The 14,774-nt window shown below is 65.3% G+C and carries 11 protein-coding genes; 3 read left to right on the top strand and 8 right to left on the bottom strand.

Features of this window, described 5'->3' with window-relative positions:
* Window positions 1-3 precede the first annotated feature (3 nt).
* The 8 genes from HBH1_RS02265 to HBH1_RS02230 all read right to left on the bottom strand — a co-directional run bounded on the left by HBH1_RS02265 (window position 4) and on the right by HBH1_RS02230 (window position 10,667).
* Window positions 4-1,461: an ABC transporter ATP-binding protein gene (locus HBH1_RS02265; protein WP_102661413.1), complete on the bottom strand. Its 1,458-nt coding sequence runs from the start codon at window positions 1,459-1,461 to the stop codon at window positions 4-6.
* Window positions 1,458-2,291, bottom strand: coding sequence for an ABC transporter permease (locus HBH1_RS02260; protein ID WP_102661412.1), 834 nt, complete (start codon window positions 2,289-2,291; stop codon window positions 1,458-1,460). Before HBH1_RS02260 ends, HBH1_RS02265 begins: the two co-directional genes overlap by 4 nt.
* On the bottom strand, window positions 2,288-3,262 hold the full coding sequence (locus tag HBH1_RS02255) for an ABC transporter permease (protein ID WP_102661411.1): 975 nt from the start codon (window positions 3,260-3,262) through the stop codon (window positions 2,288-2,290). The genes HBH1_RS02260 and HBH1_RS02255 overlap by 4 nt, the downstream gene beginning before the upstream one ends.
* A complete protein-coding gene (locus HBH1_RS02250) occupies window positions 3,253-4,836 on the bottom strand; it encodes an ABC transporter substrate-binding protein (protein WP_102661410.1) in 1,584 nt (527 codons plus the stop codon). The genes HBH1_RS02255 and HBH1_RS02250 overlap by 10 nt, the downstream gene beginning before the upstream one ends.
* Window positions 4,837-4,846: 10 nt before the next feature.
* The gene (locus HBH1_RS02245; protein WP_369878591.1) at window positions 4,847-6,988 is read right to left on the bottom strand and encodes a TonB-dependent siderophore receptor; all 2,142 of its coding nucleotides are present in this window, start codon (window positions 6,986-6,988) and stop codon (window positions 4,847-4,849) included.
* Between the two features lie 298 nt (window positions 6,989-7,286).
* Entirely contained in the window at window positions 7,287-8,273 is a 987-nt protein-coding gene (locus HBH1_RS02240) for a magnesium and cobalt transport protein CorA (RefSeq protein WP_077237913.1), read from the bottom strand.
* A gap of 62 nt (window positions 8,274-8,335) precedes the next feature.
* The gene (locus HBH1_RS02235; RefSeq protein ID WP_077237912.1) at window positions 8,336-9,238 is read right to left on the bottom strand and encodes a DMT family transporter; all 903 of its coding nucleotides are present in this window, start codon (window positions 9,236-9,238) and stop codon (window positions 8,336-8,338) included.
* A gap of 25 nt (window positions 9,239-9,263) precedes the next feature.
* Window positions 9,264-10,667, bottom strand: coding sequence for a DHA2 family efflux MFS transporter permease subunit (locus tag HBH1_RS02230; RefSeq protein WP_006462431.1), 1,404 nt, complete (start codon window positions 10,665-10,667; stop codon window positions 9,264-9,266).
* A gap of 136 nt (window positions 10,668-10,803) precedes the next feature.
* Here HBH1_RS02230 and pabB point away from each other — a divergent pair, with 136 nt between their 5' ends.
* The 3 genes from pabB (at window position 10,804) to HBH1_RS02215 (ending at window position 14,771) form a co-directional block, all read left to right on the top strand.
* Window positions 10,804-12,630, top strand: a complete 1,827-nt coding sequence (gene pabB / locus HBH1_RS02225; protein WP_102661408.1) for an aminodeoxychorismate synthase component I — start codon at window positions 10,804-10,806, stop codon at window positions 12,628-12,630.
* Window positions 12,631-12,966: 336 nt separating this feature from the next.
* Window positions 12,967-14,331, top strand: a complete 1,365-nt coding sequence (locus HBH1_RS02220; protein WP_102661407.1) for a type VI secretion system Vgr family protein — start codon at window positions 12,967-12,969, stop codon at window positions 14,329-14,331.
* Window positions 14,325-14,771, top strand: a complete 447-nt coding sequence (locus tag HBH1_RS02215; RefSeq protein ID WP_102661406.1) for a hypothetical protein — start codon at window positions 14,325-14,327, stop codon at window positions 14,769-14,771. Before HBH1_RS02220 ends, HBH1_RS02215 begins: the two co-directional genes overlap by 7 nt.
* The last annotated feature ends 3 nt before the right edge of the window (window positions 14,772-14,774 follow it).

The raw sequence follows: 14,774 nt of genomic DNA, 5'->3' as shown, positions 1-14,774 counted from the left end.
GGGTCAGTTGCCCAGGCGTATCTGCCGGTCCGCCACGCAGCGCACGATATCGGCATCGTGCGTCACCAGCAGCACCGCACACCTCGCTGCCCTGGCCTCTTCCACCAAGAGGCTGATCACTTCCTGCTGGGTCAGCGGGTCCAGCCGCGAGGTGGGCTCGTCGGCAAAGATCAGCGCCGGTTTCATCAACAGCACCCGTGCCAATGCAATGCGCTGCAGTTCGCCACCCGATACCTGGCGCGGCAGGCGATCCAGCAGCCCGGTATCGACCCGCATGCGCGCCAGCAGCGCCTCCAGCCGGTTCCAGTCCAGCTGGTGCAGGCGCACCACGTCCCGCAGGGACTGGCGCAGGCTGACGGTGGGCGCAAAGGCCGCCGCCGGGTCCTGATAGATCTTCTGGAACGCCGTGCGCGCCAGGCCGACGGCGCGGGTGACGGTTCCCGTATCGGGCTTGAGCAGGCCCAGCAGGAGATTGCCGAAGCTGGTCTTGCCCACCCCGCTGGGACCGCTGATTGCCAGGATCTCACCGGCGTGGATGCGCGCACTGACATCGCTGAACAGCACACGCTCGCCGAAGGCCTTGCTGACGCCGCTGATCTCGGCGATGACCCGGCCGATGTCGCCGGTTGCGGCCTGCACTGGCGCAGGCAGTGGCCAGCACGCCGGATCGGCCGCCAGCAGGCGCCGGGTATAGGTGTGCTGCGGCGCGGCCAGTACCGCCTCGGCCTCGCCCCGCTCCACCATGCGCCCCTCCAGCATCACCGCCAGCTGCCCGCCCAGCGCTCGCGCCAGCCAGACGTCGTGGGTGATGCACAGGAGGCTCATACCCTCCTTGCGGGCCGCCTGCAGCAGGGCCAGCACTTCGCCACGGCGGTCGGCATCCAGTCCCTTGGTGGGTTCGTCGATGATCAGCAACGGTGCGCCGGCCGCATGCGTGGCCAGGAACGCCACCCGCTGCGCCATGCCACCGGAGATCATGAAAGGATATTTGTCCGCCGCATCCCGCAGGCCCAGGCTGGCCAGCGCATCCAGGGCCGACGTCCGGGCGTTGCTGCGGGCAGTCCGCAGGCTGTCGTTCTGGGTATCGACGGCCGGCCGGCTGATCAGCTCATAGGTCTCGGCCACCTGCTGCGCCACGGTCATGGTCGGGTCCAGTGCCAGCCAGGGTTCCTGGGGCAGCAGCGCGATACGCCGGCCCCACCCTGCCTGGCGCGGGGCGACATCGGCAGCCTCCCCCGCTTCGCCATCGATGCTGATGCGCCCGGTACAGCGCAGGTTGGCCGGCAGATGACCCATGATGGCCTGGGCCAGCAAGGACTTGCCGGAGCCACTCTCGCCCAGCAACGTCAGCACGCCACCAGCCGGGATGGAAAAGCTGGTCGCATCGACCAGCACATCCTCTCCGTGCAGCACCGCGAGGTCTTGCACGCACAGCGCCGGCACCGGCGCCTGCGCATTCATGCGGCCTCCTTCTGCGGCGACAGCAGCAGCAAACCCAGCAGGGTCATGAACAGCACCAGCACCGGCGCACCCACCAGCCAGGGCGCCTCACGGTAATAGGGCAACAGTTCGATCATCATGACGCCCAGTTCCGGCGTCGGCGGCTGCAGACCCACGCCCACGAAGCCCAGTGCCGACATCGCCAGCACCGCGCCGGCCAGGCCGAAGCGCATCAGCGTCAGCAGACGCGGCAGCAAGGCCGGCAATACGTGACGACGGATGATGTAAGCAGGCCCAAAGCCCAGCAGGCGCGAGGCCTCCACCTGCGGGCTGGCCAGCAGGACGCGGCATGCGGCACGCACCACCCGGAAATATTCCACCCAGAGCGCCAGCGAAATGCCCACGTACAAGGGCCAGAAGCCACCCGGCGCCAAGGCCGCCAGCAGCAGCACCAGCAACAAGCCCGGCAAGGCCAGCACGGCATCGGCCAGCGCCGCCAGCACGCGCTCGGTCCAGCCGCCGCACCAGGCCGCCAGCAGACCGATGAGGAAGCCAGGAACGGCCGCCGACAGCACGCTTACCAGTGCCAGCGACAAGGATAGCCGGGCGCCATGCGCCAGCCGGGCCAGCATGCTGCGCCCAAGCTGGTCGTAACCCAACGGCTGCGCCAGGCTGGGCGCTTCAAGGAAGCGCGCCAGATGCTGGCGCGCCGGATCGATGTCGAGGGCGATCGGCCCGACCAGCGCCAGCAGCACCACCGCCAGCAACAGGAGCAGCCCGGCAGACTGGCCGCAGGTCCAGCGGGCGGCCCCGCGCTCGACAAGAACATCGGAAGCAGAAAGGCGGCTCATGCTCGGCCTCGCGGATCAAGGAAGGCGCAGGTGGCATCCACCAGCGCATTGAAGAGGACGAACATCAGGCCCAGCACCAGGGCAGTGCCCTGGATCATCGGCACGTCGCGGCCGAAGATGGCATGCACCAGCGCGTGGCCGATGCCGGGCCAGGCGAAGATGGTTTCCACCAGCACCACGCCTTCGACCAGCATCACCAGTTGCACGCCCAGGTAAGCCACCACCGGTACGGCCACATTGCGCAGGCCATGGCGCGCCAGCGCCTGGGATAAGGTCAAACCTTTGGTCAGCGCAAAACTGAAGTATTCGGAACGTCGGACCTGCACCATGGCATCACGCGCCACGCGGCAGGACACCGCCGCCAGGCCCAGCGCCAGCGTCAGGGCCGGCAGCAGGATACCGCCATGGTCACCATGACCGGCTGCCGGCAAGGCGCCCAGCTGCACCGAAAACAGCAGCACCAGCAACAGCCCCAGCAGGAAGGACGGCAAGGCCCGCAGGACCACCGACACGGCCAGCGTGGCACGGTCCAGCCAGCCGCCCGGGTGCAGCCCGGCCAGCACGCCTGCAGTGGGGCCGATGGCCAGCGACAGCGCCATCGCCAGCAGCGACAGGCGCAGCGTCGGGCCCAGTTGATGACCGATTTCCACCAGCACCGGCAAGGCCGTGACCTGGGACATTCCCAGGTCCAGATGCAACAGGCGGCCCCACCATTCGCTCAGGGCCATGAACCAGGGCCGGTCCAGGCCCAGTTCCGCACGCACGGCCAGCGCGGCCTCGGTGGTGACCATGTCATAGCCGTAGCGCCCGGCCGCAATGCGGTAGGCCATGTCGCCGGGCAGCATGCGCGTCATGAAGAAACACAGCGTGCCCACCAGCAGCGCCACCAGAGCGGCCTGCAGCAGGCGCTGCCCCAGCGCGAGCAGCAAGCGGCGCCGGGTGGCCGCGCTCAATAATCGATTCAGGTCCATTGCAGGGAAGATATCCGGTAACTGCGTTCAAAGGGGTCGATGCTGGCGCCACGCAGGCGCCGGCTGACGGCGCAGGTCTGGCGATACCAGACCACCGGGATCACCGGCAACTGCTCCTGCAACACGGCGGTGATGCGCTGGCGCAGGCTGCGGTCACGGTCGGCAGGCGCGGCCGCCAGTTGCGCCAGCAGCGCCGGCACCTCGGTATTGCGCCAGCCCATGGCGCCCCAGTCGCCGCCCTCGGGACCGAAATCCTGCAGCAGGCTGGCCACCGGTTCGGGGAGATTGCCGTAGTTGCGTGCCGCCAGCGCCATCTGCAGCAAGCCGCTGCGATGGCCGGCCGGGATATCGCTGGAATTGCCGATCACCACCCGCACGGCAATGCCGATCTGGCGCATCTCTTCCTGCAAGGCAGTGGCGATCAGGGGCAGTTCGGGACGATCCACGAAGGTCGTCAGATTCAAGGCCAGCCGCTGGCCCTCACGCCACCGCACGCCGTCCGTACCGAGACGCCAGCCGGCCTCCTCCAGCAGGCGGCGGGCCTGTTTCAGGTCAGTCTGCAAGGGCGGCAGGCTGGCATCGTGCCAGCGCGCCAGCGCAGGGGGGAACAGTTGCGTAGCACCGAGGTCGGGGTCGCGCAGCAGGGCGCGGGCGATGCCCTCGCGTTCGATGCACAGCGCGATGGCGCGTCGCACGCGCACATCGGCCAGGAAGGGATGACCGGCGTTGAGCTTGAGGATGGTGGTACGCGGCAGCATGGTCGACAGCAGGGCCGCGCGTGGATGGTCTTGCAGCGCCCGGATGCTGGGCGGGTCCAGCGAGAAGGCGAGATCGGCCTGGCCGCTCTGGACCAGCAGGGTGCGCGTCTCCGCACGCGAGACGCTGATGTAGCGCGCCCGCTGGACCGGCCTGCCCTGCCCGGACTCGATCAAGGCCACGCGTTCGACATCGAATTGCTGGGGCAGGCTCAGGGAGCGGATGCGATATGGCCCGCTCCCGATGATGGCCTGCACATTGCCCTTGGCGTCGAAGGAAGCCGGTGCCAGGATCTGCGTCGTGTAGTGCGTCAGCAGATAGGGGAAAGGGCCGAAGGGCTGGCGCAAGGTGATGACCAGGTCGCTGCCCTCCAGCTGCATCGTCGCGATCGCCGCCAGCTGCAATACGCCCGGCCGCTGGGCGGCGCGCTGCAGGCAGGCCAGCACGCTGGCCGGGGTGAGCGCGCTACCATCATGGTAGCGTCGCCCGCTGCGCAGTGCGAAGCGCCATTGCAGACCGTCATCGCTGACCCGCCAGGTAGTGGCCAGGCCCGCACGCAAGTGGCCGCTGTCGTCCACCTCCAGCAGCGTCTCCACCACTTCCATGCGGGCGAACATGTAGCCGGAGCGCGAGGGATCGAGGCCGGTCATTTCCCAGGGGCCGACCACGGTCAGCACGCCGGCATCCGCCCGGGTGACGGCATGCGAATGCGGCGCATCGTCGCCGTGCGCCAATGCGCTGCGCCAGGGCTGGACAGCGGCCAGGGCGGCGACCGCCAGCAGGGTCCGGCGGCGCGCTGCGTTCAGGTGATGGGACACAGGGCCGCCCTCAGAACCGGACGTTCAACGCCAGCATGGCATTGCGCTCGTCACCCGGCATGATCCACAGGTTATTGTAGGAGCTGGTGTAGTAACGCTTGTTGAAAAGATTATTGACGTCCAGCGAGAGCTTCATGCGCGGCGTGAACTGCCAGTAGGCCAGCGCCCGTGCCGTGGCATAGGCGGGCAACCGGAAGCTGCCGGCCTGGTCGCCGGTACGCGCCCCGACATAGCTGGCGCCGCCGCCCACGCCAAAGGGTGCGCCGTGCGCATCGACATCCTCGAACACTGCCAGCAGGCTGCCCGACACGCGCGGCACGTTGACCAGCCGCGCACCGACGGTGAGGGTGTTGTCCTTGGCGACATAGGCGTCGGTATAGGCCAGGTTGCCGGTCAGGCGCCAGTGGCGTCCGAGCTTGGCATTGGCATCCAGTTCCACACCCTTGCTGCGCACCTCGCCGGCCGCCACCGAGAACGAGGGATTGGACGGATCGGTGGTCAGCACATTCTGCTTGGTGATGTCGAACACGGCCAGGGTGGCGCCGCTGCGCTGGTCCTGGCTCTGGAACTTCAGGCCCGCTTCGGCTGCACGGGCGGTCTCGGGGCTGAAGGCATTGCCCTGCACGTCGCTGCCGCTGTTGGGGCGGAAGGACTTGCTGGCGCTGGCATAGACCGACCAGGCGGGCGTGATCAGGTAGGTCAGGCCCAGGCGCGGCGAAACGGCGCTCTTGTCCTGGCGCGTGGTCGCGCCGCTGCGCCAGTTGTTCAGGGTGGAGCGGAAGGAATCGGCGCGTACGCCGGCCAGCAATTTCCAGCGATCCGACAGGCTGACCTGATCCTGCAGATAGAGCGCGGTGCTGATCTGGCGCTCGCTGGTATCAGTGTTGGGCAGGGGCGTGGGTTGCGCCTGGCCGTAGACCGGGGTGTAGATGTTGACCGCGTAGGGCGCAGCGGCGCTGGGGTTGATGCGCAGCATGCGCTGGTCCAGCGTCAGCCAGTCGATCTCGGTGCCGACCAGCACCTCATGGCCGATGCCGCCGGTCTGCAGCTTGCCGCCCAGTTCGGCCTGCAACGAGGTATCGTGCCAGCTGTAATCGCGATAGCGGCGCTGGCGACGCAGGGTGGCGTTGTCGGCCTGCAGGGCGGAGGCCTCGGTGGAGAAGCCATCCAGGCTGCCATCCTTGTGGAACACGCCGGTGCGCACATGCCAGTTCTCATCCAGACGATGTTCCAGCGTCAGCAGGTGGTTGCGGTTTTCCATCTTGATGTCACCATCGCGTGGCTCGCCCAGGAAACGCGAGACCGGCAGCACGCCCGGATTCCCGTTGACGGCGACGATGCCGCGATCCAGCGGCGCCTTCTGGCGCAGGAATTCGCCCTCGTAGTTCAAGACCGTGCGGTCCGACAACACCCAGGTGAAGGCCGGCGCCAGGAATTCGCGCTGGCTGGTGACGTCGTCGCGCATGCTGCCCTTGTGCTCCATGGCAGCGTTGATGCGATAGGCCACTTCGCTGTTGAGGGCGCCGGTGGAATCGACGGCACTGCGGTAGGTATTGTTGGTGCCGATGGACAGGTCCAGCGCATTGGCCGACTTGAACTGCGGCTTCTTGCTGACCACGTTGATGGTGCCGCCTGGTTCGCTATTGCCGTACAGGGCCGCCGCCGGTCCCTTGAGGAAGTCCACGCTCTCGACATTGGCCATGTCGCGCGGCGGCGCATAGCCACGGTTGGAGGCGAAGCCGTTCCAGAGGATGTTCATGCCGCCGTTTTCGCTGCCGGAAAAACCGCGGATGGAATAGTTGTCCCACAGACCGCCGAAATTGTTCTGCCTGGCCACCCCGCTCACGTAAAGCAGCACGTCCGCCAGCCGCGTGGCGGCCAGGTCGTCGATCAGCTGGCGCGACACCACCTGGACCGATTGCGGCAATTCCTGCAAGGGGGTCTCGCTGCGGGTGGCGCTGGAGGTCGCGTTCTGGCGGTATTGCTGGCGCTCGCCGGTGCCGGTCACCACGACCTGCCCCAGTCCGCTGTCGGCGCTGGCGGAGGTGGCGGAGGTGGCGGCGGTGTTGGTGGTGGTATCGGCGCCCCAGGCCAGGTTGTGGGCCTGGCTCATGGCGAGCGCGCCCAGCACGGCCGCCCGCAGTGCGGTCATTTTCATCTTTTCCCTTGTGTTTTTTGTGTGTTGCGGCTGGGTGCTGAGCTGCCTTGCCGCGAGAGTGGCGACCGTGCTACGCGGTCAGGGCGGCATTTTATGCAACAGTGTTGCATTTAGCAAGAAAAAAGACGTTCACCGCGAATACGAGCAAGCTGGACCCATCCCGGTCCCGCATGCCTGAAGACGCCTCATCGTGCCGCCGATCAAGGCAGGCGCGAGTATAAAAGCGCAGGCGAGCCGGCGGCTGCGACCAATTGTCGCACCCACCTCGGTTTGCCCGAAAGGAAAGACCGGCCTAGAGCCAGCCGGCCTTGCGCAGGCGCCGCCACAGCAGCGAACAGGCGGTGAAGATGCCGCCCAACACCAGCGGGAAACTCCATTGCCACGACAGCCCCGGCATGTTGGCGAAGTTCATGCCATAGAGGCTGAAGACCATGGTGGGAATGGCCAGGATGGCACCCCAGCCGGCCAGGGTCTGCACGATCTCGTTCTGGTGGATGGTGACCTGGGCCAGGTTGATCTGCACCGCCGATTCCACCATTTCACGCAGGCGGTCGCCGGTGTCGATGAAGCGCACCACGTGGTCGTAGATGTCGCGGAAGTAGGCCTTGCCGTCCTTGGTGATCAGCCCTTCATGGAAACGCAGCAGCTGGGTGCAGACATCCAGCAGCGGCGAGGCCGCCGAGCGCAGGCGGATCAGCTGGCGCTTCAACTGGTAGAGCTCCTGCAGGTAGGCCTTGCCGCTGATGGCACCGGGGTTGAAGAGCTGTTCCTCGTACTGGCTGAACTTGGCTTCCAGGTCATCCATGATGGGGCGGTAGTTGTCGACCACGAAGTCCATGATGGAATAGAGCACGAAGCTGGGACCGCGCACCAGGCGCTCGGGCAGCATCTCGCAATGCTCGCGCACCTTGGCATAGCTGCGCGAGGCACCGTGCCGCACCGTGACCACGAAGCGCGGACCGGTGAGGATGTGGGTCTCGCCGAACTGCACCTCGCCGCCGGCCAGCTGGGCCGTGTGCAGGACCACGAAGAGGGTATCGCCGTATTCCTCGATCTTGGGCCGCTGGTGGGCGGCGTAGGCATCTTCCACCGCCAGTTCGTGCAGGCAGAACTCTTCCTTGATCTTGTTCATCAGCTCGACATTGGGTTCCAGCAGGCCCAGCCAGACGAAGGTCCCCTCCTCTTCCAGCACGTCGCTGATTTCATCGAGGGTGATGTCCCGCAGCTTCTTGCCCTTCTTGTAGACCGTGCAATTGACGATCATGGTGGGATCGATCATGTCTCTTTCCTGTTCTCTACCTGTTCTTGTCGGATCAACCGGGTTCTGTCGGCGAGATTGGCTCAGCCGGCAGGCCAGCGCAGGCGCTGCTTGAACACCTGCGCCATGATCACCCCGGCCAGCGTGATCAGGCCGCCCACGGCGTGGTAGCCATGCAATTGCTCGCCCAGCGCCGCTACCGCAATGATGACAGTGAACACCGGCATCAGGTTCACGAAAATGGAACAGCGGCTGGCGCCCAGGTAGGCCACGCCGCGCATCCACAGAAACTGCGAGAGGATGGAAGCGGCAATGCCCGCATACAGCAGGATGGGCAGGTTGTCGCGGGTGATGGGCGAATGATGGCCCAGCACGAAGCCCGGGAACAGCAGCACCACCGCCATGAGCACCTGCATGTACAGCAATTGCCAAGTGCGCAGGGGCAGCGCCCAGCGCCGCAGCATCACGCCATACAGGCCATAGGCGATGGTGGCCAGCAGCATCAGCAGATCGCCGGTGACCACGCCTTGCTCGAACAGGTTCTGCGGGTGACCGCGTCCGATCAGCACCGCCAGGCCGAACAGCGACAGCACCCCGCCGGCCAGGGTGCCGATGGTGGGCGGTTCGGACAGCAGCTTGATGCTCAGCACCAGCGTCAGCAAAGGCATCAGCGAGGCAATGATGCCCATGCTGGTGGCCGAGGCGGTGGCGGCGGCGAAATAGGCCAGGCTCTGGAACAGCACCATGCCCAGCAGCGCCAGCACCAGGATCTTGCCCAGGTGGGGTCGGATCTGCGCGCGTGCGGCCCAGGTCGAGCGCGCCAGGAAGGGCGACATCAGCGCCGCCGCCAGTACCCAGCGGTAAAAGGAAATATCCTCGGGCGCGATGACGCTGGCCGACATCTTGCTGATGACCGTGTTGCCGGCCCAGATCAGGACGGCACCCAGCGGGAACCACAGGGCTTTGTAGGGCTGATCGCTACGCATTGCGCTCCTCGTCGTGGCGGCCCCGTCAGGCCGACTTGTTCTCTTGCTGCCCGGCCATCTCGGCGCCGGCATCATGCGGCAACTGGCGCAGCATCAGCAGCGCCAGCGCCGCCACCGCGCCCACCACCAGGAAGGCCGGCCAGAAATCCTGGGCCACCAGGGTGGCGTGGCCCTGGAGGTCGTTCGACATCTGCAAGGCAAAGCCGGCCAGCACCACGCCCATGCCGATGGACAACTGCTGCGCCACGCTGGCCATGCTGGTGGCCTGGCTCAGGCGCTGCTTGTCGACATCGGCATAGGAAATCGCATTGAGGCTGGTGAACTGCAGCGAACGGAAGCAGCCACCGATGAGCAGGACCAGCACCATCAGCAGATACGGCGTCTGCGGCGTGAAGCCGGCGATGGCCCACAAACCCAGCACGCCCAGCGCGCCATTGACCAGCAGCACCCGGCGGAACCCATAGCGACGCAGGAAGCGGGCGGCGATGGTCTTCATGAACATGGCCCCGGCCGCCGAGGCGCAGGTCAACAGGCCCGAATGGAAAGGCGTATAGCCAAAGCCCAGTTGCAGCATCAGCGGCAGCAGGAAGGGGATGGCGCCGATCCCCACGCGATAGAGCGAGCCGCCGAAGACACCGGCGCGCAGGGTGGGAATCTTCAACAGCGCCAGGTCGATCAGCGGCGCCGTGGCACGACGCGCATGCCACACGTAAGCTGCCAGGAACAGCACGCCCGCCACCACGCAGGCCAGCGAGACATCGCCCGACACCAGATGCCGGCCGGAGGTCGCCAGCCCCATCATCAGCAGCGAGCAACCCAGTGCCGAGAGCACGAAGCCCTTGAAATCGAGCGGCGCCACCTGTTCGGCCTTGAGGTCGGGAATGAAGCGCGTAGCCAGGTAGAGGCCGAGAATGCTGATCGGAATATTGATGAAGAAGATCCAGCGCCAGTGGAAGTAGGTCGTGATGAAGCCGCCCAGCGGCGGCCCCAGCACCGGCCCGAACAGCGCAGGAATGGTCAGGTAGGACAGTGCCTTGACGAGGTTGACCTTTTCCACGCTGCGCAGGATCACCAGGCGCCCCACCGGCACCATCATGGCGCCGCCGATGCCCTGCAGGAACCGCGCCGCCACGAACTGCGGCAGGGTCGAGGAAGCCCCGCACAGGATGGAGCCCAGCATGAAGACACAGATGGCGGTGCGGAAGATGGTGAGCGAGCCGAAGCGGTCGGCCATCCAGCCCGAGATGGGAATGAAGACGGCCAGGCTGACCAGGTAGGAGGTCAGTGCCAGCTTGAGCGAAATCGGGTCGACATTCATGTCCAGCGCCAGGGCCGGCAGGGAGGTCGAGATGACGGTGGAATCCATCTGTTCCATGAACAGCGCACAGGCGACGATCAGGGGAATGATGAAGGTGCGTGGAATGGGCATCGGACTAGGTAGTGAAGGGACAGCGCCCTGGCAGCGTGGCAAGCCTTCAAGTATACCTTTTACGCTATCATGCTGCCGGCGGTGCTGCGCTGCCCTGCCCGCCCTGCCTGCCCTTGCCGTCCTTGCCCCCTGTTCCATGACCGACTGCTTCGCCCTCCTCGACGACCATCTCGCCACGCCGGCCGAACCGCGCTCGCGCCTCTACACCGGCCACCTGCGCACGCTGGCCTGCACCGACGCCGCCAGCTTTGGGGCCCTGCTGGCGCAGATGCAGGCAGCGCTGGCCGCTGGCCAGCATGCGGTCGCCTTGTGGAGCTATGAACTGGGCGCGGCACTGCAGGGCTTGCCGCATCGGCCGCTGACGGCCCCGCTGGCGCGCGTCCTGCTGTTCCAGCACTGCCAGCGCCTGAGTGCGACCGAGGTCGATGCCTGGCTGGCCGGCCAGTGCGCCACTGAAACGGCCGGCATCGTCAACCTGCGCAGCAGCGTCGATGAGGCCGCTTTCAGCGCCGCCATCGGACGCATCCGCGACTACATCGCCGCCGGCGACACCTACCAGGTCAATTACACCTATCGCCTGCACTTCCAGGTCCATGGTGACGCCATCACCCTCTACCGCCGCCTGCGGGCACGCCAGCCGGTGCCCTACGGTGCGCTGGTGCGCGATGCGCAGGGTGGCATGGTGTTGTCCTGCTCGCCGGAACTGTTCGTCTCGCACCAGGATGGCATGTTGAAGGCCAAGCCGATGAAAGGCACCGCTCGTGCCATGGATCCCCAGGCTGACGCTGCCGACACGATCAATGCCCAACGCGCCCTGGCCCTGGCCAACGACGAAAAGAACCGCGCCGAGAACCTGATGATCGTGGACCTGCTGCGCAACGACCTGGGCCGCGTGGCCCGCTCCGGTTCAGTCCAGGTGCCGCACCTGTTCGACGTGCGCCGCTATGGGCAGGTGCTGCAGATGACCTCCACCATCCGCGCCCGCCTGCGCGAGGACGCCACGCTGACCACCGTCATCGCCGCCCTCTATCCCTGCGGCTCCATCACCGGCGCACCCAAGCGGCGCACCATGGAAATCATCAACGAACTGGAAACCGAGACCCGCGGCCTGTACACCGGCGCCATCGGCTGGTTCGACGCGCCACGCGAAGGCGGCGGCACCATCGGCGACTTCTGCCTGTCGGTACCGATCCGCACACTGGAGCTGCAAGCGCCTGAGCATGGCCTGCGACAGGGCGTGATGGGCGTGGGCGCCGGCATCGTCTACGACAGTGACGCCGCCTCCGAATTTGCCGAATGCCGCCTGAAATCGGCCTTCCTCACCGGGCTGGAACAGGAATTCAGCCTCTTCGAAACCATGCACGCCAACCACGCCGGCTGCCGCCATCTGGACTTGCACCTGCAGCGCCTGCAGGCCTCCGCGGCGGTGTTCGGCTTTCCCTGCGACGAGAAGGCGATGCGTCAGCAGATCGATGCGCTCTGCGCCGGCCTGCCCAAGGACGTAGTCCTGCGCCTGCGACTGGCACTGGATGCAGGCGGCAACATCAGCCTGCAGCATGCACCGTTGCTACCGCTGACGGGACCGGTGACGGTCTTCCTGGCCGAGCATCGTTGCGCCAGCGACGACCTTTTCCTGCGCCACAAGAGCACGCGGCGCGCACATTACGACGCCGCCTGGAAAGAAGCCGAACGGCGTGGCGGCTTCGACATGCTGTTCTTCAATGAGCGCGATGAATTGACCGAGGGGGGACGCAGCAATGTCTTCGTCAGACTTGACGGGCAGTGGCGTACCCCGCCCCTGTCCGCCGGTGTGCTGCCGGGCGTGATGCGCCGCGTCCTGCTGGCCGACCCACACTGGCAGGCCAGCGAAGCCGTGATCACCCGCGCCGACCTGATGCGTGCGCAGGAGGTGGTGGTGTGCAATGCGTTGCGGGGCGTGCTGCAGGCCCAGGTTTCCTCATAAATAATCACGCCTGTTCACGCCTGGTCACGCCCGGCGACGCGTAGCTCCGCATAGTCACGCGACCACTGTCGCATCCACGCCGTGGACTGGCGCTCTGAAGGGATTCGACATCCATCCCGGGCCGCCAGCATGGTCTCTTTGCGGTTTGCTTTTTCTCCCCTGCCCCTCCTTCGCATTCTGTCCGCGTTTCTAGAATTCCATCGCTATGGCGAGTGTTCTGCGTTGGCTACCATCTCCCCTTTCTCGTTGTCCCCATCCTCCGTCTGCGCTGACTTCATGAATGGCCCTGGCCATTGACGCCGCTTGATGCGCACCCGGAATCTACCCGGAGCCCGCATGACCAAGACCATTCCCAGATTTCAGGAACTGATCAAAGGACGGCAGCACAACCGCATGCTGCGCCTGTCATTCCCCCACCGTGATGCACCCGATGCGCAGATGGTCGTCGACAGCATCGACGCCGTGGAAAGTATCTCCCGCGACTTCGAATACAAGGTCAAGCTGCTCTCCGACGACCCCAGCATTGCACTCAAGGACATGCAGGGCAAGCTGCTCAACATCGAGCTGGTGCGCGCAGATGGCAGCTTGCGCTACTTCTCAGGCTACGTATTCAGCTTCCGCAGATGCCATGCGGACGGTGGCATCGCGCTCTACGAGGCCACACTCGGCCCCTGGCTGCGTTTCCTCAACCTGCGCAAGGACAACTACGTCTTCCACTACAAGTCCTTGAAGGATCAGACCAGCAGCATCTTCAGGGACTATTCGGCCTATCCCAACTGGGAGTGGCAGATATACGGCGGCAGTGCCGCCATGACCTACGCCTGCCAGTTTGACGAAACCGACTTCAATTACCTCAGCCGGCGCTGGGAAGCGGCGGGCTGGATTTACTCTTTCCGGCACGACGAGCAAGGCCATACCCTGGTCATCGCCGATGACCCCTATCGGTCCGCTCCGATCGACGGCGATCTGGAAGTGCGCTTCCACGCACAAGGTGGCAGCGTCGAGGAAGACGCCGTCGATCGCTGGGTGGCCGTGCGCGAGCTCGTACCGTCCAGCTTCAGCGTGAGCTCATACAATTTCTGCGAGCCCCGGCAGGTCTTGCGCACCGCGCCGACGCTGAATCAGCAAGGCAGCGCCCCGCGCATGGAACAGTATGAATATGCGGGCTCCTATGGCTGCAAGAATTTCGACGATGCCTATGGACAAGCCAAGCTGCGCATGGAAGAGATCGAAGCCGTCGGCAAGTATTTCGAAGCGGAGGGAAATTGCCGCACGCTGGAAGCAGGACGCTATTTCCGTCTGGTGGACCATTTCAACCACGAGCGTTATGGCAGGGACGCACTAGACGGCCGTAATGATTTTCTGGTGCTGTCGATCAGACACCGGGTCTGCAATAACTATCTTGCCCGCGATGGCCTGGCCGGACCGACGTACCGCAACTGGTTCACCTGCTCCCGCAGGAGCGTGCAATGGCGACCGGGAAGAGGTTTCAACAGCACGGACACGCGCATCCTGGCCCCCCAGACCGCGACCGTAGTCGGCATCGCCGGGCGCGACCGCATCCATACCGATCCGTACGGCCGGGTCCGGGTGCAATTCCACTGGGACCGGGTCGGCCAGAACGACGCGTCCAGTTCGGCCTGGATTCGGGTCTCAGCCTTAACCCATTCAACCCAAACTTTCGAGATCACAGAATGCTGAAAAAAAACCTAGCCTTGGCAATCACCGTATTAATACCGTCGATTTTTCAACCCAGCTTCGGGGAAGAACTGGATCTCGGCGATATCAAGCTGGAGACTTCCGTTTATAAACAAACAGGGGCAAGAGATGCAATGAACCGGATCTATATCGAGAAGGTGACCGTAAAACCCTCCAGATATCTGAACACCAGGTCGGCCAACAAGATCAACGCGCAACTTAAACAACTCTCTGCAAGCTTCTATGCCAAGTCGCGGCAATGCAATACGCCCCCGAAGAACATTCCGTGGGGCTACGAGTTCGAGCTTCTAGAAGCCACTGAGTCGGGTGACACCTTGACGATCGTCTTCGACGCCACGAGCGCATGCTCGGGTCGTCATTCATTCAAGAAGGTCAAACGAAATTTCTCTGTTCAGACCGGGGCGCTGATTCCTGAGGATTAATGC

It is taken from the genome of Herbaspirillum sp. BH-1, from assembly GCF_002870055.1.
Lineage (GTDB): Bacteria > Pseudomonadota > Gammaproteobacteria > Burkholderiales > Burkholderiaceae_D > Herbaspirillum > Herbaspirillum frisingense.
The sequence above is the reverse complement of the archived record's forward strand: the minus strand, read 5'-3'. Positions and strand labels throughout refer to the sequence as shown.